General features: G+C 64.1%; 24 protein-coding genes. 10 read left to right on the top strand and 14 right to left on the bottom strand.

The window, feature by feature from the left end; genetic code table 11:
• Positions 1-5: 5 nt before the first annotated feature.
• A complete protein-coding gene (locus tag JI749_RS05195) occupies positions 6-299 on the top strand; it encodes a hypothetical protein (protein WP_201660229.1) in 294 nt (97 codons plus the stop codon).
• The gene (locus JI749_RS05190) at positions 299-1,726 is read left to right on the top strand and encodes a glutamate synthase subunit beta (protein ID WP_201660226.1); all 1,428 of its coding nucleotides are present in this window, start codon (positions 299-301) and stop codon (positions 1,724-1,726) included. The genes JI749_RS05195 and JI749_RS05190 overlap by 1 nt, the downstream gene beginning before the upstream one ends.
• Positions 1,727-1,809: 83 nt before the next feature.
• Here JI749_RS05190 and JI749_RS05185 read toward each other — a convergent pair whose 3' ends face one another.
• Positions 1,810-2,052 carry a DUF982 domain-containing protein gene (locus JI749_RS05185; RefSeq protein WP_201660221.1) on the bottom strand — a complete coding sequence of 81 codons (243 nt, stop codon included), beginning with the start codon at positions 2,050-2,052 and terminating at the stop codon, positions 1,810-1,812.
• 142 nt (positions 2,053-2,194) lie between these two features.
• Here JI749_RS05185 and hpt point away from each other — a divergent pair, with 142 nt between their 5' ends.
• From hpt to JI749_RS05170, 3 genes are all read left to right on the top strand, one after another.
• On the top strand, positions 2,195-2,734 hold the full coding sequence (hpt, locus tag JI749_RS05180) for a hypoxanthine phosphoribosyltransferase (protein WP_201660218.1): 540 nt from the start codon (positions 2,195-2,197) through the stop codon (positions 2,732-2,734).
• A 176-nt stretch (positions 2,735-2,910) separates the two neighbouring features.
• Positions 2,911-3,453: a DUF2087 domain-containing protein gene (locus tag JI749_RS05175; protein ID WP_201660213.1), complete on the top strand. Its 543-nt coding sequence runs from the start codon at positions 2,911-2,913 to the stop codon at positions 3,451-3,453.
• 90 nt (positions 3,454-3,543) lie between these two features.
• The gene (locus tag JI749_RS05170; protein ID WP_325166771.1) at positions 3,544-4,374 is read left to right on the top strand and encodes an alpha/beta fold hydrolase; all 831 of its coding nucleotides are present in this window, start codon (positions 3,544-3,546) and stop codon (positions 4,372-4,374) included.
• Here the strand turns inward: JI749_RS05170 and JI749_RS05165 are convergent.
• The 3 genes from JI749_RS05165 to galE form a co-directional block, all read right to left on the bottom strand.
• Complete coding sequence (locus tag JI749_RS05165; RefSeq protein ID WP_201660206.1) at positions 4,371-5,546, bottom strand: SGNH/GDSL hydrolase family protein; 1,176 nt, start codon at positions 5,544-5,546, stop codon at positions 4,371-4,373. The genes JI749_RS05170 and JI749_RS05165 overlap by 4 nt on opposite strands.
• A 72-nt stretch (positions 5,547-5,618) precedes the next feature.
• Positions 5,619-6,827 (bottom strand): lytic murein transglycosylase, encoded by a 1,209-nt coding sequence (locus JI749_RS05160; protein WP_201660203.1) that lies wholly within the window; start codon positions 6,825-6,827, stop codon positions 5,619-5,621.
• A 36-nt stretch (positions 6,828-6,863) separates the two neighbouring features.
• Positions 6,864-7,850: a UDP-glucose 4-epimerase GalE gene (galE, locus tag JI749_RS05155; RefSeq protein ID WP_201660199.1), complete on the bottom strand. Its 987-nt coding sequence runs from the start codon at positions 7,848-7,850 to the stop codon at positions 6,864-6,866.
• Positions 7,851-7,944: 94 nt separating this feature from the next.
• On the opposite strand from galE, the gene galU reads away from it, so the two are divergent.
• Positions 7,945-8,829, top strand: a complete 885-nt coding sequence (gene galU / locus JI749_RS05150; protein ID WP_201660196.1) for a UTP--glucose-1-phosphate uridylyltransferase GalU — start codon at positions 7,945-7,947, stop codon at positions 8,827-8,829.
• 3 nt (positions 8,830-8,832) lie between these two features.
• On the opposite strand, the gene JI749_RS05145 is transcribed toward galU, so the two are convergent.
• From JI749_RS05145 to JI749_RS05135, 3 genes are all read right to left on the bottom strand, one after another.
• Positions 8,833-10,122, bottom strand: coding sequence for an outer membrane beta-barrel protein (locus JI749_RS05145; RefSeq protein WP_201660193.1), 1,290 nt, complete (start codon positions 10,120-10,122; stop codon positions 8,833-8,835).
• 99 nt (positions 10,123-10,221) lie between these two features.
• Positions 10,222-10,671, bottom strand: a complete 450-nt coding sequence (locus JI749_RS05140) for an NfeD family protein (RefSeq protein ID WP_233280875.1) — start codon at positions 10,669-10,671, stop codon at positions 10,222-10,224.
• A 12-nt stretch (positions 10,672-10,683) separates the two neighbouring features.
• Positions 10,684-11,658 (bottom strand): SPFH domain-containing protein, encoded by a 975-nt coding sequence (locus tag JI749_RS05135; protein ID WP_407644904.1) that lies wholly within the window; start codon positions 11,656-11,658, stop codon positions 10,684-10,686.
• 149 nt (positions 11,659-11,807) lie between these two features.
• Between JI749_RS05135 and ku the strand changes: the two genes are divergently transcribed.
• Positions 11,808-12,671: a non-homologous end joining protein Ku gene (gene ku / locus JI749_RS05130; protein WP_201660186.1), complete on the top strand. Its 864-nt coding sequence runs from the start codon at positions 11,808-11,810 to the stop codon at positions 12,669-12,671.
• A 3-nt stretch (positions 12,672-12,674) separates the two neighbouring features.
• A complete protein-coding gene (gene ligD / locus JI749_RS05125) occupies positions 12,675-15,242 on the top strand; it encodes a DNA ligase D (protein ID WP_201660182.1) in 2,568 nt (855 codons plus the stop codon).
• Here the strand turns inward: ligD and modB are convergent.
• From modB to eda, 4 genes are all read right to left on the bottom strand, one after another.
• Positions 15,239-15,919, bottom strand: a complete 681-nt coding sequence (modB, locus tag JI749_RS05120) for a molybdate ABC transporter permease subunit (RefSeq protein WP_201660177.1) — start codon at positions 15,917-15,919, stop codon at positions 15,239-15,241. The genes ligD and modB overlap by 4 nt on opposite strands.
• Positions 15,920-15,930: 11 nt before the next feature.
• Positions 15,931-16,662, bottom strand: a complete 732-nt coding sequence (gene modA / locus JI749_RS05115; RefSeq protein WP_201660158.1) for a molybdate ABC transporter substrate-binding protein — start codon at positions 16,660-16,662, stop codon at positions 15,931-15,933.
• 65 nt (positions 16,663-16,727) lie between these two features.
• Positions 16,728-17,096 carry a winged helix-turn-helix domain-containing protein gene (locus JI749_RS05110; protein WP_201660154.1) on the bottom strand — a complete coding sequence of 123 codons (369 nt, stop codon included), beginning with the start codon at positions 17,094-17,096 and terminating at the stop codon, positions 16,728-16,730.
• Positions 17,097-17,102: 6 nt separating this feature from the next.
• Positions 17,103-17,738 carry a bifunctional 4-hydroxy-2-oxoglutarate aldolase/2-dehydro-3-deoxy-phosphogluconate aldolase gene (gene eda, locus JI749_RS05105; protein WP_201660151.1) on the bottom strand — a complete coding sequence of 212 codons (636 nt, stop codon included), beginning with the start codon at positions 17,736-17,738 and terminating at the stop codon, positions 17,103-17,105.
• A gap of 125 nt (positions 17,739-17,863) precedes the next feature.
• Between eda and nadA the strand changes: the two genes are divergently transcribed.
• Positions 17,864-18,931, top strand: a complete 1,068-nt coding sequence (gene nadA, locus JI749_RS05100; RefSeq protein WP_201660148.1) for a quinolinate synthase NadA — start codon at positions 17,864-17,866, stop codon at positions 18,929-18,931.
• On the opposite strand, the gene JI749_RS05095 is transcribed toward nadA, so the two are convergent.
• A complete protein-coding gene (locus JI749_RS05095; RefSeq protein WP_201660145.1) occupies positions 18,928-19,368 on the bottom strand; it encodes a hypothetical protein in 441 nt (146 codons plus the stop codon). The genes nadA and JI749_RS05095 overlap by 4 nt on opposite strands.
• Before the next feature lie 74 nt (positions 19,369-19,442).
• Between JI749_RS05095 and JI749_RS05090 the strand changes: the two genes are divergently transcribed.
• Positions 19,443-21,032: an L-aspartate oxidase gene (locus tag JI749_RS05090; RefSeq protein WP_201660142.1), complete on the top strand. Its 1,590-nt coding sequence runs from the start codon at positions 19,443-19,445 to the stop codon at positions 21,030-21,032.
• Here JI749_RS05090 and JI749_RS05085 read toward each other — a convergent pair whose 3' ends face one another.
• Both JI749_RS05085 and JI749_RS05080 read right to left on the bottom strand, forming a co-directional pair.
• On the bottom strand, positions 21,033-21,908 hold the full coding sequence (locus JI749_RS05085; protein WP_201660139.1) for a c-type cytochrome: 876 nt from the start codon (positions 21,906-21,908) through the stop codon (positions 21,033-21,035).
• An 86-nt stretch (positions 21,909-21,994) separates the two neighbouring features.
• On the bottom strand, positions 21,995-22,939 hold the full coding sequence (locus JI749_RS05080) for a carbohydrate kinase family protein (RefSeq protein ID WP_201660136.1): 945 nt from the start codon (positions 22,937-22,939) through the stop codon (positions 21,995-21,997).
• Positions 22,940-22,944: the final 5 nt, after the last annotated feature.

The following is a 22,944-nucleotide window of genomic DNA, read 5'->3' as shown; positions in this document are numbered from 1 at the left end:
TTGGCATGAACACGAAGCTTCTCTTGCTTCAGACAGCGCTTCTCGCCTGCCTCGCGACCGGGCCTGCCGCTGCTCAGGAAGATCAGTACGACCTAGTACTCACGATCGTCTCGGAGAACGGCAATCAGGCAGAGCTCCCGGGGTTTCTTCTCGATAGCAGCTATTTCGGCTGCCTTGCGGAAAAGGAAAAACAGCTCGTTCCCAGACCGGTCCCCGAAGGCGTGCTGATGAGTCCGGGAGGCGGCTCGCATGCCTGGACGGTTATTTCAGTTGAATGCAAGCGCAAGGCGAGAAGATAATGGGCAAGGTAACAGGCTTTCTCGAGATCGAGCGCGAAGAGCCCCGGTACGAACCGGCCTCCGATCGCATCCGCCATTTTGGCGAATTCACCATCCCGATGAGTGAAGGCCGCATCGTCGACCAGGCAGCGCGCTGCATGGATTGCGGCGTGCCCTTTTGCCACGGCGATACCGGCTGCCCGGTCAACAACCAGATTCCGGACTGGAACGACCTGGTTTACAACGGCGATTGGGAAGAGGCTGCGCGCAACCTCCATTCGACCAACAACTTCCCCGAATTCACCGGCCGCATCTGTCCCGCCCCGTGCGAGGAAGCCTGCACGCTGAACCTGGAAGATACCCCCGTCGCCATCAAGACGGTGGAACAGGCTATTGCCGACCGCGCCATCAGGAGCGGCTGGATCAAGCCGCAGATCAACGGCGAAAAGACGGGCAAGTCGGTCGCTATCGTCGGCTCAGGCCCTGCTGGCATGGCTGCCGCACAGCAGCTCGCCCGCGCCGGCCATGATGTGCATGTCTATGAGCGCGAGCCCAAGGCCGGCGGCCTGATGCGCTATGGCATCCCCGATTTCAAGATGGAGAAGGACCACATCGACTTCCGCGTCGAGCAGATGCAGGCCGAGGGTGTCACCTTCCACTATGGCGTCAATGTCGGCGTCAACACGCCGCTGTCGGACCTCCAGGCCCGCCACGACGCCGTGCTGCTGGCCGGTGGTTCGGAAAAGCCGCGCGATGTCGACAGCGAAGGCACCGACCTCAACGGCGTCCATTTCGCCATGCCGTTCCTCGTGCAGCAGAACCGCCGCCTCGGCGGCGAGGACGTGTCGGGCGAACTGCAGCTGACGGCCGCCGGCAAGCATGTCGTGGTGGTGGGCGGTGGCGATACCGCTTCGGACTGCGTCGGCACCAGCTTCCGCCAGGGCGCCATCGCCGTCACCCAGCTCGACGTGCGCCCCATGCCGCCCGAGATGGAAAACAAGCTGACCAACTGGCCCAACTGGGCGGTCAAGATGCGCACGTCGTCCAGCCAGGCGGAAGGCGCCATCCGCGAATTCGCTGCCGGCACCATGAAGATCATCGGCAATGCCAAGGGCCAGGTCACCGGCGTCGAATGCGCCCGCGTCGATCGCAAGCGCCAGCCCATTCCCGGCACCGAATTCATCATCAAGGCCGACCTGGTGCTGCTGGCCATCGGCTTTGCCCACCCCATCCACGAAGGCATGCTGACCGAACTGGGCGCCCAGCTCGACAAGCGCGGCAACCTGTTTGCCGATACGTTGAGCTACAAGACGTCAGTCCCCAAGGTCTACGCCGCTGGCGACATGCGCCGCGGCCAGTCCCTGGTCGTCTGGGCGATCCGCGAAGGCCGCCAGGCCGCCCGCTCGATCGACTTCGACCTGATGGGCAAGACCAACCTGCCGCGCTGAGAAGCGTGCCTAAGGCAAAATCGCGCCAGTGGCGCGATTTTCGCTGAGCAGGCCATGAGGGCTATGCCCGAATGGCAGGCAGGTCACTCCACGAATATTCCAGCCTCGATCGCCGCTTCCATGAAGGCGAGCCAGGCGGGTTCGGGAGCAGCGCCTTCCATGGCCGCCAGGCAGATGTCGCTGGCGATCTTGTGCTTGTCGCCACGCTCGGCCGGCCAATCCATCAGCAGCACATTGCGCGCCTGTGCGGGCGTGCCGATGACCGTGGCATTGCCGTTGAGCTTGATGGTGATGGGGCGGTCCCAGGCGTGGATCGTGTCGAGCATGCAGATGTCCCTAGATTGGACGTCCCCAACGGCCAGGGCCCTGCGCAGTTCCGTGGTCAAGGGCCGAAGTTTGACAACAATCTGCTGACGCATTCTGCCGATCTGCTACACCTGATCGCAGGTGATGTGACTGGAATCGCGCATGACTACCAAGCCCCATGTCGTCGAAGAACTGATCTCAGCCAAGTCTATCGCAGCCCGCGTGGAAGCCCTGGCCAAGGACATTTCTGCCCATTTCGCCGACACCGACAAGCTCGTCGTCGTGGGCCTCCTGCGCGGCTCCTTCATCTTCATCGCCGATCTGGTGCGCGAACTCGACCTGCCGGTCGAAGTCGATTTCATGGAGGCTTCGTCCTACGGCAATTCCACCGAATCCAGCCGGGAAGTAAGGATCCTCAAGGACTTGCGCGGTGAGATTGCCGGCCGCGACGTGCTCGTCGTCGAGGATATCGTCGACACCGGCTATACCCTCAAGCACGTGCTCGAAATCCTGGGCACCCGCCATCCACGCCGCATGGAAGTCTGCGCGCTGCTCAACAAGCCCAGCCGCCGCGAGACCGATGTCGCGGCCAAGTGGATCGGCTTTGATATTCCTGACAAATTCGTCGTCGGCTACGGCATCGACTACGCCCAGCGCAACCGCAACCTGCCCCATATCGGCGCCGTCCGCTTTACCCAATAGCCTCGCTTTGCTATCAACCACGCCACGGTCTGCAGTTCACCGAGGCGTTGCCGTCCCGCAAGGGAAGCTAAACCTGCTTTGACTTCGACGACATAGACCCCATTCCCATGGGTGCCTTTTCGTAAGCCGGCGACCGACGAGCGTAATTTGCGCATTGGCACCCGATGAGGATTGTCATGTCGAAACTTCACGTCCCCTTCGCCGTAGCCGATATCACCACGCTCGCCCGCTCCCTGCGCGAGCAGCTCGGCAAGCTCGACCATTCCCCCAGTCATGTCGAGATGCTCAACATGCTGGCCCGGGCCAACGGTCACGCCAATTTCCAGCATTTGCGGGCCGACGCGCAGGCGCAATCGCGGCTGAGCACTACGCCGCCTGAAGAGCGGGTCGACCATGCCCGCGTCGAGAAAGTGCTGCGCCACTTCGACGAAGCGGGCACCATGATCCGCTGGCCCAGCAAGACCAATCACCAGACACTCTGCCTTTGGGTCATCTGGTCCCGCATTCCCGCCGACCAGCGCTTCAGCGAGCGCGAGATGAACCAATTCATCAACGAGAGCCATAGCTTCGGCGACCACGCCCTGCTGCGCCGCTCGATGATCGACGCCCACATGCTGACCCGCACCCCCGACGGCCGGCTCTATCGCCGCATCGAGAAAAAACCCGATCCCGACGCCCTGGCCCTGCTCGCCAGCATCGCCCAGCGCGTTTCGGCTTAGGGGCCTCGCCATGTCGATTTCCGATGCTACCGGCGCAGGCGGCTATGCCGTCACGCCCGCCCCGTCACCACGCACACCGCCCTTGGCCCGATCGAACACACCGATAGCGGAACCGGCCGCGCCCTGCTGGCGCTGCATGGCGGCATGGGCGGCTATGACCAATCCTGGCTATTGGCCCGTGCCCTCCTCGGCGACAGGCCCGACTTTCGGACACTTGGTCTCTCGAGGCCCGGCTATCTCGGCACTGCGCAATCGCTCGGCCGCACCCCGCAAGCCCAGGCAGATCTCTATGCCGGCCTGCTCGACACGCTCGGCATCGAGCGAAGCCTGGTTGCCGCCGTCTCGGCCGGCGGCCCCTCGGCCATCCATTTTGCCCTGCGCCATCCTGATCGCTGTGTTGGCCTGATCCTTGTCTCGGCCGCCACCGGCTCGCTCGAAACCGCGGCCGAGTTTCTAGCCCGGCTGCGGATGTTGCGCTGGATCAGCCGCATTCCCGGCGTGCTCCCGCTGCTGCGCCGGCGCGCCCTGCGCGATCCGCTGGTCAATGCGCGGCGCAACATACCCGACCGAGCCCTCGCAGGGCGGACACTTGCCCATCCCCTCGCTGGTCCGCTCCTTCGTGCTGTCCTGGCCAGTACCTTGCACCAGACCGCACGGCGCCTGCCCGGCACGATCACCGATACACGGCACTACCGCGCCATGCCCGAATTGGCCTTCGCGCAACTCACGGTGCCCGTCTTGGTCATGCATGGCGATGCCGATCCCGTCGTGCCGCTAGGCCATGGCCAACGGGCCCTCGCAGCTCCGCGGGCGACGGCACTGATCCTGAGGGGTGGGGGCCATATGGCGCTGTTCAGTCACCTCGACCAGGTCAGGATTGCGGTCGGCAACTTCCTGGCGGGGCTCGACGCGCGCGGTTAGCGACCGCCTTCATTCTCCACTGGCTCCGCCTCCGGATCAAAACCGACCCCGAAGGCATCCACCCGCCCGATGGGCGCCGACATCAGTTGCTCTAGCGTGAAGGGCGGGGTCGCGGCGGCAGGCATGCTGGCCGCCGTCACCAGGTCACTGGCCCGCTGGGGCACGCGGCTGATGGGAATGACGGCTCCGGCTACTTCCAGCAGCCGGATTTGTCCCAGCCCCTGATAGGGTGGCCGCAACATGGCCGCCGCCTCGGTGCCCAGCAGGGGATCGGCGACCGCCATGGTCACACCACCCCCGCGATAGAAGGTCTGGATCGTCTGGCTGAGGTAGAAGGCCAGCTTGTCCGCCCCGGCGCTCGAAAAGTGGATGCCGTCATCCTTGCGCATGCGCGCATTTTGCCCGTTAACATCGGGGCCATGGCTCGAATACTTGCCGTCCTCGCCCAGAAAGCGCTCGTAGATATCGAGGAATTCGGCCCCACCCGAAAAGCTGGCCAGGCGTTGGATATTGCTGATCTGGCTGATGGCCGCCGAGTACTCGGACTTGGACATGGGCGGCAAGCCGACCCAGATGACCGGCTTGCGGGCGGCGCGCAACTTGCCCAGGAAATCGGTGAGGCGGGCCTGGTAGGTCGTCGTCCATTGCGGGGTCAGCGAATTATAGCTTTGCCCGTTGACCTCGATCTGCTGGCGATCGTTGATGCCGATCATGACGATGGCCAGGTCAAAGCTGTCTGCCGCAATCTGCTCTTCTATTGCCGCATTCCAGTCGAAATAGTCCGCCCGTACGAAGCCGGAATTGCTCACACCCTGGTTGATGATCACCAGGTTGGGATCCTCGGCATAGAAGCGCTCCAGCGCCTTGCTCAGATCGATGGCCAGAGAATCGCCAAATACGGCCAGCCGCGTGGCATTGGGCGCCTTTTCGACCTGCGGCTTGGGTGGGGGCAAGGCCGCAGGGGCCGCCTGTTGCTGCTGCTGGGTGCGCCGTGGCGCCTGCTCCTGCTGCACCGGGGCCGGCTCCGGTTCGTCCCCGAACAACAGGTCGAACAGGGTCCGCCGTTTGCCTTCCTGCGCCACGACGATGGTGTCGTGGTTTTGCGCATAGGCAGGCGCCACGTCGATGAAGACGAGCAGGCCGACCAGCAATGCGACAACCCGGCGGAGCATGGCTTTCCTGCGCAACAGACCTAGATCCTCTAGCAAAACCGGCGAGACGGCGCCACCGGCGTCCCCATCATGTTACCGGGTCGCCGCCGCCAGCGCCTCATAGGCGCTCCGGGTGATGAAGCCATCCGCAACCTGCCCCTGCGCGGCCTGGAAGCGCGCATAGGCCTCCTGGCTGATCGGACCCAATCGCCCGTCGACGGCACCAGAGTAAAGACCCAACTGCGTCAGGGCCTGCTGGATTGCCTTGCGCTCCGCGAGGTTGGGAAACACCGTATTGCGCGGCCAGTCATCGACAAAGCCGCCACCGCCCTTGAGCCGGTCCGTCATGTGAGCGACGCTCATGGCGTAGCTGTCCGAGAAATTGTAGCCCTTGAGCACCAGGTAATTCTGCGTCATCAGGAATTTCGGCCCATCTTTGCCTGCGGGGACATAGAGGAAGACCGGCACGTTGCGATCGGCGAATTGCCGCCCTGCCACCCGCGTCACGCCGCGCTCCGCGAAGAACGACACCGGGCGCATCTGGGTGCGAGTTGCGAGCAGATAGTCGAAGCCCTCCGGCACCACCACTTCCATGCCCCAGTCGAGACCTGGCTGGTAGCCGAGCGCTAGGAGGAAACGGGCACTGGTCGCCAGCGCATCGGCCAGTGAATTGTGCAGGTCCACGCGGCCATCGCCGTCGCCATCGGTGCCATGCGCAACCACGTTGGACGGGTTGACCTGCAGATGGCCGATGGCCCCAGCCCAAGAGCCGACCAGTGACTGGGCGTCGAGCGGCCCCCGCTGCACGAGGAGCAGCGCCGCGATCAGGTCCGCCTCATCCTCCACCAGCCGGGTGCGCCGTTGGTGCACCAGCGTGGCCAGCGACCGCACGATGGGACGGATCAACTGCGCATTGCCGAGCACCGCGCCATAGTCGGTTTCCATGCCCCAGATGGCGCCGAGCACGAAGGGGTCGACCCCATAAGCCTGGCCGACCGAGGTAAACAGCGCCTGATTGCGCGCAATCGCCGCCTTGCCCCGTTCGATCCGCCCCGATGTGACGCGGCCCTCGATATAGTCCCACATGGGCGTGGTGAATTCGGGCTGCGCCGTCACCAGGTCCGGCACCCGCGGATCGGGCGTCATCCCGCCCATGGCCGCGTCATAGGTTGCCGCACTTACCCCTGCGGCCAGGGCCTTCGCCCGGAAATTGGCGATGAACGCGTCGAAGCTTTCGACAGGTTGCGCCAGCGCAGGCGCCGAAAGAAGCACGAGTGACAGGACCAGGGCGATGAACCGCATGCTTCCTCCGAACACTGCGAGACCCCGGCTTGTCGCCTACCGGTTCCGCGTCATCAGGTGTCGCTCCCACCAATAGGCGGATTCGACGATTTCGCGCAGGTCGTCATGCTGCGGCACCCAGCCCAGGAGGCTCCGCACCTTTTCGCCGGTCGCGGTGATCGAGGCAGGATCGCCGGGACGCCGCGGGCCTTCCTCGGCGCGGAAGTCGACCCCAGACACTTCGCGCACCGTCTCGACCACCTGGCGTACCGAATAGCCCTGGCCATAGGCGCAGTTGAGCGTGGTGCTCTCCCCGCCCCCGCGCAGATGCTTGAGCAGCAAGGCATGGGCAGCGATCAGGTCCGTGACATGGATATAGTCGCGCACGCAGGTGCCGTCGGGCGTTTCGTAATCGGTGCCGAAAATGTCCATCTTGGCGCGTTGTCCGAGCGCCGTCTGGCAGGCCACCTTGATCAGGTGGGTGGCGAGCGGCGTCGATTGACCGCTGCGCTTGGCCGGATCGGCGCCCGCCACGTTGAAGTAGCGCAGAACGCCGTAGGTCATCGGATGGGCGCCTGCCACATCGGCCAGCATCCACTCGGTCATGAGCTTGGACCGTCCATAGGGCGACATCGGGTTGAGCGGCGTGGTCTCCACCACGGGCGCCAGGCCCGTCATTCCATAGACGGCGGCGGTGGAGGAAAAGATGAAGTGCTTCACGCCGCCCTTGACGGCAGCCTCGATGAGATTGCGCGACGTCGCGGTATTGTTGCCGTAATATTTCAGCGGATCGGCGACCGATTCCGGCACGACGATGGAGCCGGCGAAGTGCACGATCTCGGTGATGCCGTGCTTTTCGATCAGACGCCCGACCAGTTCCATGTCCGCTGCATTGCCGGGCTCGTAGATGGCCCGACCATCGATCGCCCAGTCGAAACCGGTAACCAGGTTGTCCAGCACGACGACATTCTCGCCGGCGTCAGCCAGGTTCAGCACCATATGGCTGCCGATATAGCCAGCACCGCCCGTTACCAGAACCGCCATGAATTAACCCCGTGTTCCAATTGCTTGATTGCCTTGGTGATATTGCACAGACGTTGAGATAGCTTTACGTCGATCCCAGCATGGAGTGAACGATTTGCCTAAGCGCGTCAGAACGGCCGTCTTTCCTGTTGCCGGCCTTGGAACCCGATTCCTGCCTGCCACCAAGGCCCTCCCCAAGGAAATGCTGACCGTGGTCGACCGGCCGCTGATCCAATATGCGGTTGACGAGGCGCGCGAAGCCGGCATCGAGCATTTCGTTTTCGTGACCGGCCGCAACAAGGGCGTCATCGAGGATCACTTCGACCGTCAGTTCGAGCTGGAAACAACGCTCGAGACTCGCGGCAAAAGTGCGGCGCTCGACGAACTGCGCAAGGACCTGCCCTCCGCAGGCCGCACCAGCTTCACCCGCCAGCAGGAGCCCCTGGGCCTTGGCCACGCCGTCTGGTGCGCCCGCGACATCGTTGGCGACAATCCCTTCGCCCTACTGCTGCCCGACATGCTGTTTCGCGGCGTGCCCGGCGTGCTCAAGCAGATGATGGACGCTTACGAGGAAACCGGCGGCAATGTCATTGCCGTCGAGGAAGTGCCCGAGAGCGAAGTCTCCTCCTATGGCGTCATCGCGCGCGGCCCCGGCCCCGACAACGGCTTCAAGGTCACGGCCATGGTTGAAAAGCCCAAGCAGGAAGAGGCGCCGTCCAACCTCATCATTTCGGGTCGATACATTTTGCAGCCCGAGATTTTCAACCTGCTAGCTGACCAGCCGCGCGGCGCCGGCGGCGAAATCCAGCTCACCGATGGCATGCAGACGCTGATGCGCAGCCAGGGCTTTACCGGCGTCAAGTACCAGGGCCAGAGCTTCGATTGCGGCTCCAAGATCGGCTTCCTCAGCGCCAACGTCGTTTACGCGCTGGATCGCGACGATATCCGCCCGGGCTTCCTCAAGGAATTGCGCAAGCTCGATCTCAGCGATCGGCTCTAGCCCTTATCGGCTCAGCGTTATCCCCACGGTGACCCGATGGGCGTCCTGCACGCCGTTGCTGGTGCTGTTGGAATGGTCGAAGTTGTAGTCGGCCGTTACGGCCGTGTGGGCGTTGACCTTGTAGTCGGCGCCCACGCCCAGCCCATAGCCAGTCTCGGTATTGGCACTGCCCACAAAGCGCGCGCTGTTCCAGTCCGCCAAGGCCCGCAGCGCCAGCCACGAATTGACCGTATAAGCGACCTCGGCCTTGGCGGCATACTCCACTCGCGTCGTACCGCCGCCATTGGGGCCGGGCGGTGACACCGTGGTCGAGAAACCTGCCGTCATCCGCCAGGTCGGATCGGGCGTAAAGGTAACGTTGGCGTCGTAGAGTTGGGTCACCACCTCGCCCAGGCTAGCAGCATCGAAGCGCCGCAGTCCGACACCGGCTGAGGCCGTTGCTTCGAGGATCGAACTCCACCGCCCCGTCACGCCGGCCTTGAGTGTTGCGTCGGTTGCATTTGGGTAGGCTGCCAGCGCGGTTGACGGCCGGTCGAAGATGTCCCGGCCAAGCCCGGCCTGCCCGAACACTTCAAATATCGGCGTTGCTTCGAACCCGACGCGCAACCCGCTGTCCAGCGCCCAGTAGTTCTGTTCCGAATTATCGGTCACGACGCCACCAACCAGCGTGGTTGGACCATAGACGTTGCGCTGCAGTGCGCCGGTTACCCCGACATTGAACCGGCCGAACTGCCGGGTTACCCCGACATCGGCTCCGCCCGTGATGGTCTGCGGTGCAATGGCAATATTGGTGGCCAGTCCCGGCGAACCCGCTATGGCCTGCGTCAAGGACAGGTTTGCATTGCCGCTGAGGCGAGTGACGCTGTCGAGATCGTAGCCGGTTTTCAGACCCAGCTGCAGACCCGTGACGTTGATGTTGCCGCCATCGCTCGGACGCACGATTTCGGCGCTGCCGTCCAGGCTGATCGCCGAGCGGGTGCCGATATGTTCCAGGCCGATCGTGGGTACGAGGCGGATATCGAAACGCTCGCCCGACGTGGCCTTGGTATAGCTGCCGCGTAGCGCCACCGACCAGTCGACATCGAAGAATGGGTCATAAGGCTCGCGCAGCCATTCGCCGCTGTCGAGCACCGGTTCGCTCGGATAGACGCCGGGCATCAGCCGCTCATTGTCGGCATCCGAACCATCGCCCAGCGAGTGGTCCGATGCCGCCAGGGCCGGCACGGCAAGGCAGAGAGCGCAAAGCGCCGTAGCCCCCGCATATCGCGCCGTCTGCCGCCACCACCAGGGCAAGATGCTCTCCGCCAACCGAAATCGGCCCGCGGCATGGCGCCACCGGCTCGCGGCGATCCTTCCACCTTATGGTTAACGAAACCTTGCCAAGTCGGGCTTTCAGACCGCCTCGACCTTGAGCACTGCGCCATCATAGCCGACGATGCGCACGCGATGCCCCACCGGCAAATCCGCTCCTGAAACCCGCCACACCGTGTCGCCCAGCGCCACGCGGCCGAAACCCTGCTCGATCGCGTGCTCCAGCACGACTTCCTGACCAATGAACTGCTCGGCCCGCCGGTTGAGATGGGGGCGATCCGTGGCCGTCGGCCGGCTGCGTGTCCAGCGCACCCAGAGGGCAATGCTGACCAGCGACAGCACGCCGAAAATCAACCACTGCAATGGCCAGCCGATAGCCCAGACCAGCACGACAATACCGGTGATGATCCCTGAAATGCCCATCCATAACAGGAACCCGCCCGGAACAACCAGTTCGAGCGCCAGCAATACCAGCCCCGCCACGATCCAGGCCCACGGCCCGTTGCCCGCAATGAAGTCGATCATCTGCATGGCGCGCTCCGGTTAGGGCTGTCCTGCCGAAGGTGGCCGGCTCGGCCGGACCGGTGTCGAGGGCGTCGAGCCGCCAAAAGTCTCGCGCGCAATTTCGGCAATGCCCCCGATGGATCCGATAACGCTTGCGGCTTCGACCGGCAGCATCAGCACCTTCTGGTTGGGCGACGTGGCGATCTTGCCCAGCGCTTCGATATAGTTGTTGGCGACGAAGTAGTTGATGGCCTGCACGTTGCCGGCGGCAATGGCCTCGCTCACCATCTGCGTCGCCTTGGCTTCGGCCTCCGCCGAACGCTCGCGCGCTTCGGCATCGCGGAACGCCGCTTCGCGACGGCCTTCCGCCTCGAGCACCTGCGCCTGCTTGGCGCCCTCGGCCTGCAGGATCGCCGACTGCCGCCGTCCCTCGGCCTCGAGGATGGTGGCACGCTTTTCGCGCTCCGCCTTCATCTGCCTGCCCATCGAATCCACCAGGTCCTTGGGCGGATCGATATCCTTGATCTCGATACGGGTGATCTTGACGCCCCAGGGGGACACCGCCGTGTCGACGACGCGCAGCAGCCGCTCGTTGATCTCGTCACGGTGGCTGAGGAGCTCATCGAGGTCCATCGAGCCCATCACCGTGCGGATGTTGGTCATGGTGAGGTTGAGAATGGCGTTTTCGAGGTTGGACACCTCATAGGCGGCCGCCGCGGCGTCGAGGATCTGGTAGAAGGTCACGCCATTGGCCGTGATCGATGCGTTGTCGCGCGTGATCACCTCCTGGTGGGGCACGTCGAGCACCTGCTCCATGACATTGATCTTCTTGCCGATGCTGTCGATGAACGGCACGATCAGATTGAGACCCGGCTTGAGGGTACGGGTATATTTGCCGAACCGCTCGACGGTGTAATTGTAGCCCTGTGGCACGGTCTTGGCGCCCGCGAACAGCACCAGCAGGGCCAGGATACCCAGGCCGATCAGCGTGATGCTGAGGCCGTCCAGCGGCAGGCCATCAATGACTTCCATCGCCGATTCTCCCTTGTTCTTCATGGGCGCGACCTTATTGGCAGCGGCCCCCGCGCGCAACGGAGGCGGCGGAACAAAGCCCCGGCGCGACCGTTGCAATGGCAGCTTCACTACCGCCAGGAGCCCGCGCCATGCCCGCGTCACGCCCCATATGGAAAGGCCAGTTGCGCCTCTCGCTCGTGTCGATCGCTGTCGAACTCTATACGGCCACCAAATCCAACGCCAAGCCCAGCTTCCGGCAGATCCACGAACCCTCGGGCAAGCCCGTGCACTACGAGAAGGTGGTGGACGGCATCGGTCCCGTCGACAAGGACGAGATCATGAAGGGCTTCGAATATGAGAAGGACGACTATGTCCTGCTGACCGACGACGAGATCGACGCCGTCAAGCTCGAAACGCGCAAAACACTCGATCTCACCCAGTTCGTCTGCAGCAACGAGATCGACCCGCTCTACTTTGACAAGCCCTACTATCTCGTCCCTTCGGACGATCTGGCCGAGGACGCTTTCATTGTCATCCGCGACGCGTTGCGTAAGGCCGACAAGGTAGGCCTGGGCCAACTTGCCCTGCGCGGCAAGGAGTATCTGGTCGCCATTAAACCGGCCGGCAAGGGCATGCTGCTCGAGACGCTCCATTACGAGGCCGAACTACGCAAGGCCGATCCATTTTTCTCCGACATCCCCGCCAAAAAGGCCGATCCCGAGCTGCTCGAGGTTGCCACCGCGCTGATCGACAAGAAGACCGACAAGTTCGATGCCGGGGTGTTCAAGGATCACTACCAAGCCGCACTGCGCGAATTGATTGCCCGCAAGCTCAAGAACAAGGGGCGCAAGATCACTGCCGAGGACGAGCCTCCCGAGAGCAAGCCCACCAAGTCCAACGTGGTGGACCTGATGGCGGCGCTCAAATCGAGTCTCGAGGGGGGCAAGGCGACTGCCAAGAAGCCTGCCCCCAAGACCAAGGCCAAGGCCGCGCCGCGCAAGAAGGCGAGCTGAACCATGGCCAGCAAAGCCGATACCCTGCTCCGTGAGTACAAGGCCAAGCGCGACTTCACCAAGACGCAGGAGCCGTCCGGCGGAAAGTCGAGCGGCAAGGGGTATCGCTTCGTGGTGCAGAAGCACGACGCAACGCGTCTGCATTACGACTTCCGCATCGAACTGGACGGCGTGCTCAAGAGCTGGGCGGTGACCAAGGGCCCGTCCGACAACCCGGAAGACAAGCGCCTGGCGGTTCGCGTCGAGGACCATCCGCTCGACTATGGCAGCTTCGAGGGCACCATCCCGGAAGGCGAATACGGCGGCGGCACGGTGATGCTCTGGGACGAGGGCACCTGGGAACCGCTGGGCGATCCCCACGCATCGCTCGAAGCGGGTGACCTCAAGATGCGCATCCACGGACACCGCATGAAGGGCGAGTGGGTGCTGGTTCACATGAAGGGCCGCGACAGCAAGCGCAAATCCGGGCCGCCACGGGAAAACTGGCTGTTGATCAAGCACCGCGACGACTATGCGAGGGACCACGAGACGCTGACCGAGCGCTTCACCAAGTCGGTCTCCTCCGGTCGCGATCTTGACGGCATCGCCAAAGGGCTGAAGTCGAAGAAGAAGACCGAAACACCGCACGACGCGGTCTGGCATTCCGACAAGCAAAAGGCCGTCGACAACCCCGTGCCGGCCAAGCGCAAGGGCAAGGTTGCTGACCTGCCTGCATTCCGCGAGCCGCAGTTGGCGACACTGGTGACATCGGTTCCGGAGGGGTCGGACTGGGTCTTCGAAATGAAGTATGACGGCTACCGGTGCCTGGCCGCCATATCGGGGGAACAGGTGCAACTCTTCACCCGCACCGGCAAGGACTGGACCACGCAGTTTCAGGCCATCGTGCCGCCGCTCACCCGCATCACCAAGGGCACGGCGCTGATTGACGGCGAACTCTGCGCCTTCAACGATAGCGGCCGCACCGACTTCTCCACCCTCAAGGACCATCTGTCCAATGGCGGCCCGCTGACATTCTTCGCCTTCGACCTACTCGAGCAGGACGGCGAAAACCTCGCGAAGCTTCCCTTGGTGGAACGCAAGGGTCGCCTTGAGACACTGCTCGGCAAGGTCGAGTCCTCCTCGTTGGTGCAGTTTTCCGCCCATGTGACCGGCAATGGGCAGAAGGTGTTCGACACCGTCTGTCGCGAAGGCCACGAAGGAATCATCGCCAAAGAGGCCAACGCACCCTATCGCGGCGAGCGCACCCGCTCCTGGCTGAAGATCAAATGCGGCAAGCGGCAGGAATTCGTCATCGCCGGCTGGTCGCCTTCGTCCAAGAAAAAGACCTTTGCTTCGCTGCTGCTGGGCACCTGGGAAGATGGCAAGCTTGTCTATCGCGGCCGGGTCGGCACGGGCTTCACCATGGAAAGCGCCCACCAGCTACAGCAGCAGCTCGATAGCCGAGCGCGAAAGACCAATCCTTTCGCCAATGTTCCCCGACCCATCGCGCGAAATGCCCGCTGGGTGACGCCTGAACTGGTCGCTGAAATCGGCTACACCGAGTTCACCCCCGATGGCATACTGCGGCATCCTTCCTTCCTCGCCTTGCGGGAGGACAAGCCGGCGGGAGATGTGCGCTTGGACACGCCGGAAGCCACTCCGAAAGTTGCTGCTGCCGCGCTGGATGGCAAGGTCGGGATTGCTGCTGCGGAGGCAGCAGGCATCAAGCTCACCAGCCCCGACCGTGTCGTCTATCCCGGCCAGGGCGTGACCAAGGCCGACCTCGTCGCCTACTACGCTGCCGTTGCCGAACGCATGCTGCCCTATATCGCCAAGCGTCCGCTGAGCCTGCTCCGGTGTCCGCAGGGCCGCGCCAAGTACTGCTTTTTCCAGAAGCATGACACCGGCGCCTTCCCGGACGCGATGAAATCCATGCTGATCGAGGAGAATGACGGCGACAAGGAAAGCTACTTCTACATTGAAGACCTCGCAGGCCTGATCGGTGGCACCCAGATGAACGTGCTCGAATGGCACCTGTGGGGTTCGCGCATCGACGCGGTTGATAAGCCCGAACGCATCATTTTTGACATCGACCCAGACGAGGGGCTGGGCTTCGAGCACGTGCGTGAGGCGGCCAACATCATCCGCGGCGACCTTGAGGCACTCGGCCTTGAGACCTATCCGCTGGTTAGCGGCGGCAAGGGCGTCCACGTCATCGCCCCGCTGCGGCCCAAAATCGAATGGCCCGAAACCAAGCAATTCTGTCGCGGCTTTGCCCAGAGGCTGGCCGAAAAATACCCGGATCGATTCACCGCAAACATCCGCAAGGTCAACCGCAAGGGCAAGCTTTTCGTCGATTACCTGCGCAACGAGCGCGGCTCCACCGCCATTGCACCTTGGTCAAGTCGTTCACGGCAGGGCGCACCCGCCGCCGTGCCTGTCACCTGGGAGGAATTGCAGTCCATCCAGGCCGCCAACCAGTTCACCCTGGCCGACGCTGCGCAACGCGCCCAGCAGCCCGATCCCTGGAAGGGTTATTTCGACACTAAACAGTCCATCACCAAGACGATGCAGGCTGCAGTCGACGACTAGGGCATCGGCACGTTGACGCGACGGTCCACCGTCAGGGTCACGGCGATCACTACAAAAGCGAAGGCCACCATGCCCAGCGCGATGGCATGCGCCTCGCCCCATTGCAGCCGCTCGACGTGATCGTAGAGCGCTATGGCGATGACCTTGGTCTGGCCCGGAATATTGCCGCCGATCATCAGCACCACGCCGAATTCACCCACCGTATGGGCAAAGGTCATCACCGCGCCGGTGATATAGCCCGGCCGCGCCAGCGGCAGGGCGACGCGCCAGAAGCGCTGCCAATCGCTGGCGCCCAGGCTTGACGCCACCTCCAGCGGGTCATCGCCAATTGCGGCAAAGCCATTGCGCAACGGCTGCACCATGAAGGGCAGCGAGTAGAAGAACGAGCCGATGACCAGCCCGGTAAAGGAAAAGGCCAGCGTCCGTCCGCCCCATATCGAGGCGATCCAGCCGCCCGGCCCATTGGGGCCGAGTGCGATCAGTAGGTAAAACCCAAGCACCGTCGGTGGCAGGACGAGCGGCATGGCAACGACCGCGCCGACCAGCTCACGGTAGCCGCTGCGGTTGCGCGCCAGCCACCAGGCGATCGGCGTGCCGAGGATAAGCAGGGTCAGTGTGTTGATCGTTGCCAGGGTTAGCGTCAGGCTGACCGGCGTCCAGATATCGCCTAAACTCATCCGCGATCCGTTTACTCGACCCTGTAGCCGGAGGCCTCAATCACGGCCACAGCGGTCTCGCTTCTGAGGAATTCGACGAACGCCGTCGCCGCCGGATTGGCTTCGCCAGTCTTGAGCAGCACCGCATCCTGCCGGATGGGCTGGTAGAGATCGGCTGGAACCAGCCAGACGCTCGACTTGCCGACGACCTGGCTGGCCGCGACGAAGCCAAGCTCGGCATTGCCGCTTTGGGTGAACTGCAGGGCTTGGGTGATGTTTTCGCCAGTCACGAGCTTGGGCGCAATCGCATCGGTCAGTCCCAGTGCTTCGATGACTTCCTGCGCCGCACAGCCATAGGGCGCGGTCTCCGGGTCGGCGATGGCGATCTTGTCGAAGTCCCCCGCTTCCAGCAACGCCTCTCCGTGGGTCAAATCGAGGGCGGTGCTGTAGAGCGCCAGCGCGCCGATGGCATAGGTAAAGACACTTCCCTCGACGCCAAAACCTTCCGCGACAGCCTGCGCGGGGCGCTTGTCGTCGGCCGACAGGAACACCTCGAACGGCGCCGCCTGTGTGATCTGCGTGTAAAGCTGCCCCGTCGCGCCGAAGCTATAGACCACGTCATGGCCGGTCGCGGCCTTGAACAGCGGCGCGAGGTCCTCGGCCACCTTGGTGAAGTTGGCCGCGACGGCGACATTGACCGTCTCCGCATTGGCGGCGGTAGAAAGCAGGCCGGCAAGCAGGAGGCCGAAGAAGGCACGGGTCATCGGATGCTCCGATATGGTTTGAAGGCCATATCGGTTCTGGCGCGTCGACGCGACAGGTGCAAGCGTTATTTCCGTCCGGACATATCGAATTTACGCCGCAAGGCCGTGACCTCGTCAGCGATTGCCGATCTCGTCTTGTCCTGCATAGCGCGATAGCTCGCGAGCACCAGGCGGCCCGCCGCGCTCAATTGCGCCCCGCCCTGCGTGGCACCGCCCCGGCTCGATTCCACCAGCGCCGTGCCGAACCCTTCATTGAGCGCCTGCACTAGACCCCAGGCCCGCTTGTAGCTCATGCCCATGGCCTTGCCGGCCGCCGAGATCGAGCCGGTCTTGTCGATCAGCTCCAGTAGGTCAGCGCGGCCCGGCCCGATATAAGCCGTGTCGCTCAGGGTGATCCTGAGATGGGTAAGGCCATCCGGGGGGACGCCGGCCACGTCAGGTCAGCCGCGTAGCGCACTCGCTTCGCGCGCCAGCGCCTCGATCCTGGCCCAGTCGCCCGATGCCAGGGCATCTGCCGGCATGATCCAGCTGCCACCGACGCAGATCACGTTCGAAAGACCGAGATAGACCTTGGCCTTGGCAGGGTCGATGCCGCCGGTGGGGCAGAAGGTGATGTCGGGGAGTGGCGAGGCAAACGCCTTGAGCACCGGCGCGCCGCCATTGGCCTCGGCTGGGAAGAATTTGAGGAAGCTGTAGCCGCGCTCGGCCGCCGTCATCGCCTCGCTGGGCGTGGCAATGCCGGGCAGCAGCGGAATGCCGATGTCGTCGGCAGCGTCGAGAATACGCGGCGAAATGCCGGGTGAGACCATGAAGCGGCAGCCGGCATCGACCGACTGCTTCATATGCAGCGGCGTGCGCACGGTGCCCGAGCCGACAATGGCGCCAGTGACCTTGGCCATTTCTTCTATCACCTTGAGCGCATTGGGCGTGCGCAGCGTGACTTCCAGGATCGGCAGCCCGCCGGCGACCAGCGCCTCGGCCAGCGGCCGCGCCTGGCTCACGTCGTCAAGGATGATAACCGGTACGACCGGCGCCAGCGACAGGATGGAGCGGATGGCGGCTGCGTCTTGCGGCATGTTCGACCTCGTCATTGGCGTGTTGGGGAACGGTTAGGACCGCAGCGAAATTCCCGCAACCCCGTTCATTGAAAAGCCGGCAAAAAATCCTTAGGTTCCGCCACGACTTCGGGAGGAGACGCACCATGGTGCAGACGATCAACGCGGTGACGCCCCTCGACGAGGCCCGGGCGATCCTGGGCCAGCATTTCGATCTCAAATTCTCCAAGGCCGTCGAGCGCGCCACTGAAAAGGTCTTCGATCGCGTCCGCGACAAGATCCCCGCCATCGAATGGCCCTTCTATGCCCCGCTGATCTTCGAGATCAACCGGCTCAAGAAGGAGAAGGACGCGGTCATTCTCGCCCACAATTACCAGACGCCGCAGATATATCATGGCGTTGCCGATATCGTGGGGGACAGCCTGCAGCTCGCCATCGAGGCCACCAAGGTCAAGCAGTCGGTGATCGTGCAGTGCGGCGTGCATTTCATGGCCGAAACGTCCAAGCTGCTGAACCCAGAAAAGACGGTGCTCATCCCCGACAGCCGCGCCGGCTGCTCGCTCGCCTCCTCGATCACCGCCGAAGATGTGCTGATGATGAGGGCGAAATATCCGGGCGTGCCGGTCGTCACCTATGTGAACACCTCGGCGGCGGTGAAGGCCGTGACCGACGTCTGCTGCACCTCGTCCAACGCGCTCGACATCGTCAATCGCGTCGAGGGCGACAGCGTCATCATGATCCCCGACCAGTACCTGGCGCAGAACACGGCCAAGAAGACGCAGAAGAAGGTCATCACCTGGGCCGGCGCCTGCGAAGTGCACGAGACCTTCACCGCCGAGGACATCTCGGAACTGCGCCACGCCTATCCGACGGCCAAGATCATCGCCCATCCGGAATGCCCGCCCGAGGTCATCGATGCGGTGGACTTCGCGGGTTCGACCGCGGCCATGATCGACTGGGTCAAGACCACCAAGCCGGCTCGGGTCGTGATGGTCACCGAGTGCTCGATGTCCGACAACGTCGCCAGCGAGACGACCGGCGTCGACTTCCTGCGCGGCTGCAACATCTGCCCGCACATGAAGCGCATCAACCTCGAGAACGTCCTGTGGAGCCTCCACACCATGACCGAGGAAGTCACCGTGCCGGCCGAGATCATCCCCCCGGCGCGCTTGGCGGTCGAGCGCATGATCGAGATGAGCCGGAAAGGCGACTAGCGGCCCAGGGCGTAGCGGCGATGATGCGCCAGCACCGCCGGACGGGGGCGGAACGGCTCCTCGGGCAGGACGAGACTGCTGCGCAGGCCCTCCAGCATGAGCCGGTCGAGCATTTGCGGCTGCGGCACTACGATGCGGTAGTCGTCCTCGATGGTGATGAGGCCATCCTGGAAGACCCGCCGCAGCGAGGCGAGCATCGGCAGGTAGTTGCCGATCGCCAGCGGTCCGCCTTCATCGCGCGGCTGGATCGCGACCACCTCGAGATCTGGATGGAGGGCTCCCACCGCCGGCGCAAAACGGGCGCCCGTCAGCGCACAACGATAGCCGTAGCTGGTCAGCACGAGCCGATAGAGACTGGTGTAGGCGTCGAGGCTCTCGTCGGCGGCAAAGCCGCGCTGACGCTCCTCCTCGAACCCCTCCTTATCGTTGCCGACCACCAGTCTGCTCCCGCTTCCCTCGGGAAAAGACCTTACGTAGAACCACAGAGCTTGCAAGCGGAGCCGCTCCAGCCATGACCATCTTCGAGAATAGCCTCAATGCCGATGGCGCGCTGATCGTCGGCGCTGGCCTGGCTGGTCTCTTCACCGCCCTCAAGCTGGCGCCCCGTCCGGTCACCGTCCTCTCCCCCAAGCCGCTCGGCTTTGGCGCCTCATCGGCCTGGGCCCAGGGCGGCGTAGCGGCGGCAGTGGGCCAGGGGGACAGCAGCCACGCCCATGCCGTCGATACCGAAATGGCCGGCGCCGGCATTGTCGATCACGGCACCGCCGAAAGCGTAACGGCCGAGGCCGCCGCCCGCATCGAGGATCTGGCGCGCTGGGGCACGCCCTTCGACCGCGACGACTTCGGCAATTACGAGCTGGGCAAGGAAGCCGCACACTCCGCCAACCGCATCGTCAAGGTCGAAGGCGACCGTGCGGGCTGGGCCATCATGCAGGCGATCATCGCCGAAGTGCGCCGCACGCCCTCGATCCGCGTGGTCGAAGGCATCACCGCCTTGAGCCTTGCTCGGGACAATGGCCGCATCGTCGGCGTGTTCTGCCGTCGGCTGGGTGACCGCTATTCCGAACCCGTCTTTATCCGTGCCCGCGCCACCGTACTGGCTGCCGGCGGGTTGGGAGGGCTCTACGCGGTCACCACCAATCCCCCTGGCGTGCGCGGCCATGCCATGGGCATGGCGGCCCGCTCCGGCGCCTTGATCGCCGACGCCGAATTCGTGCAGTTCCACCCGACCGCCATCGCCACCGGCGCGGATCCGGCGCCCCTCGCCACCGAGGCCCTGCGCGGCGAGGGCGCCATCCTCATCAATGACCTGGGTGAGCGCTTCATGCCGGCAATCCACCCCGACGCCGAACTGGCGCCGCGCGATGTGGTGGCCCGCGCAAATTTCCGCCAGATCCAGGCCGGCCGGAAGGTGTTCCTCGACACGCGGCAGGTACTGGGCAAGGACATCCTCACCCGTTTTCCGACCGTGTCGAAATACTGCCTCGATGCCGGCATCGATCCGGTGACAAACCCCATTCCGGTTACGCCGGCTGCCCATTTCCATATGGGCGGGGTCAAGGTCGACGAGCGCGGCCGCTCGTCACTGCCCGGCCTTTGGGTCTGTGGCGAGGCGAGTTGCACCGGCCTGCACGGGGCCAATCGCCTGGCATCCAACTCGCTGCTCGAAGCCACCGTCTATGGCGCACGCATCGCCGAGGATATCGGCGGCCTCGAACCGGCACGCGAGCTGGCGCCTTTCAAGGGCATCGAGTGGAACGAGGCGGAAGGCGAGAAAGCCGAAGATGTGCTGCGCGGCACCGTCGCGGTGCAGGATCTGCGCCGCATAATGACCGACCTCGTCGGCGTCGAACGCAATGCCGAAGGCCTGCGGCAGGCACTGCGCGGTATCGCGAGCCTCGAGGCCAATGCCGAGCAGGTGACCAGCGCCTATCTCAACATGACGACATCGGCCACGCTGGTGGCCGCGGCGGCGCTCAAGCGCACCGAGAGCCGCGGCGGGCATTTCCGCACCGACTATCCCCTGACCGACGATGCCAACTGGGAGCACCACACCACCATGACGCTGGAAGAGGCTCTCGCCATCCGCGCCCAGGCCTGATCACTCCGCCAGGAGGAACTCGGCAATCGCGGCGCGGTCGGCCTCCGTCCATTGCGAGGTCGAATCGGCGATGACCTCGCCCATCGGCCCGCCCAGCACGTCAAACCCGGGGGTGAAGCCGTCCAGCAACGTCTGCGCCAGCGTCGGCTGGTCATAGCCATCTACGATCAGCGCATCGCGGGTGATAGGCGGCGCCTTGCCACCGGTGCCACCGGGTGAGCCGGTAAAGGCCTTGTCCCATTCCAGCGCTCCCAGCGCGTTGCGCGGCGTGTGACAGGCGACGCAATGGGCCGGCCCATAGGCAAGATACTTGCCCCGGTTATAGGCCTCGGACTTACCCTCCTCGGGCACGAACCGCGCCGGAGCAAAGAACAGGTTCTTCCAGCCCGCCATGGCGAGCCGGACATTGAACGGGAACGGGATCTGGCTGGCCGCCGCAGGCTCGCTGACCGGCGCGGTAGCCATCAGCGCCGCGTAGAGATCGGCAATCTCCTGATCGCTCATCAGCGTGTAGTTTTCATAGGGGAAGGCCGGGTAGAGATGGCCCTGCGGCCCCATGCCATTGCTCATGGCGTCCGAGAATTGCGCGATGGTCCACCCGCCGATGCCCGCTTGAGGGTCGGAGGTAATGTTGGGTGGAACGAATGTGCCGAAGGGCGTCTCGAGCCCTGCGCCGCCCGAAAGGAATGCCCGCCCCGCTTTCGCGTCGGTGTGACAGGCCACGCACCCCCCCAGCCGGATCAGGTAGTTGCCGCGCTCGACGTCACCGACCAGGGTCAGGTCACGGGCGGGGCCGGTAACAGGTTTCAGGAAATAGACCGCAGCACTCAGGCCAACGACCACGAGAACGCCCAAAACCACCAGCCAACGACGCATCAGCTATCCCTCGTCAAACCCTGACGCAGCAGAGCAGAGGCCGGGGCGGCTGGCAACTGACGGAAATTTTAATGGCTCGGCCGGGATTATTTCCCGAGCACGGCATCCACTTCCGCCCGCGTCGGCGGTTGGCAACCTTTGCGGCCGCAGTTGATGCCAGCCACGACAGCGCCAAAGCGCAGGACGTCTTCGAGATCTGCGACACCAAGAGCGCCGAGCGTACCGGGGCGCAAGGCCTGCTTTTCCGAGAGTGCCGTCAGCACACCGGCCATGAGGCTGTCACCGGCGCCGACTGTGTCGACAAAGACCGGTGGCGCGTAGATCGGCGCCCTGGCCGTGGCGCCGCTGGTGAAAGCCAGCGAACCGGCCTCGCCCAGCGTGATCACCACCAGCTCGCAGTTGGGCCGGGCGAGGAGGCGCCGCGCATGCTCTTCGAGGCTCATGCCGGGTTCGAGCCATTCGTGATCTTCGTCCGACAGCTTGATCACGTGCGCCAGGTCCAGCAGTTGCGACAGCTGACGGCGATAGGTGGCCTCGTCATTGACCAGCAGCGGTCGGACATTGATGTCCATGCTCATCGTGGCACCACCGGCAATGGCCTGGTTGGCCACGGCAAGCCATGCGGCGGCATCATCAGGCTCGATCGGCACGAAGCCGCCGAGCTGGAGCAGCGAAACCCCGCCAGGCAGGGCGGAGACCAGGCCATCGCGGGTAAAGGCCCGCTCGGCGCCGCGCTCGAACTCGTAGCTGGCCTGCATCTTCTCGTTGAACGTGACGATGGCCTTGGTCGTAGGGGCATCGACCCGGTTTTCGATCAGGACCTTGACGCCAGCCGCAGCGAGCGGCGCCAGCAGCATGTCGCCAAAGTCGTCGGTGCTGATAGGGCAGAGAAAGCCGGTCTGGTTGCCAAGCTTTGCCAAAGCGATGGCACAGTTGAACGGGGACCCGCCGGCTACAGGCTGGCGCTCGGCGGCCGGTCCTGGCTTGGCCGGAACGAGATCAACCAGGCTTTCCCCACCAACGACGAACATGCAGT

Source organism: Devosia oryziradicis, from assembly GCF_016698645.1.
GTDB lineage: Bacteria > Pseudomonadota > Alphaproteobacteria > Rhizobiales > Devosiaceae > Devosia > Devosia oryziradicis.
Note: the sequence above shows the minus strand (reverse complement) of the source record. Positions and strands in the feature narration are given on the sequence as shown.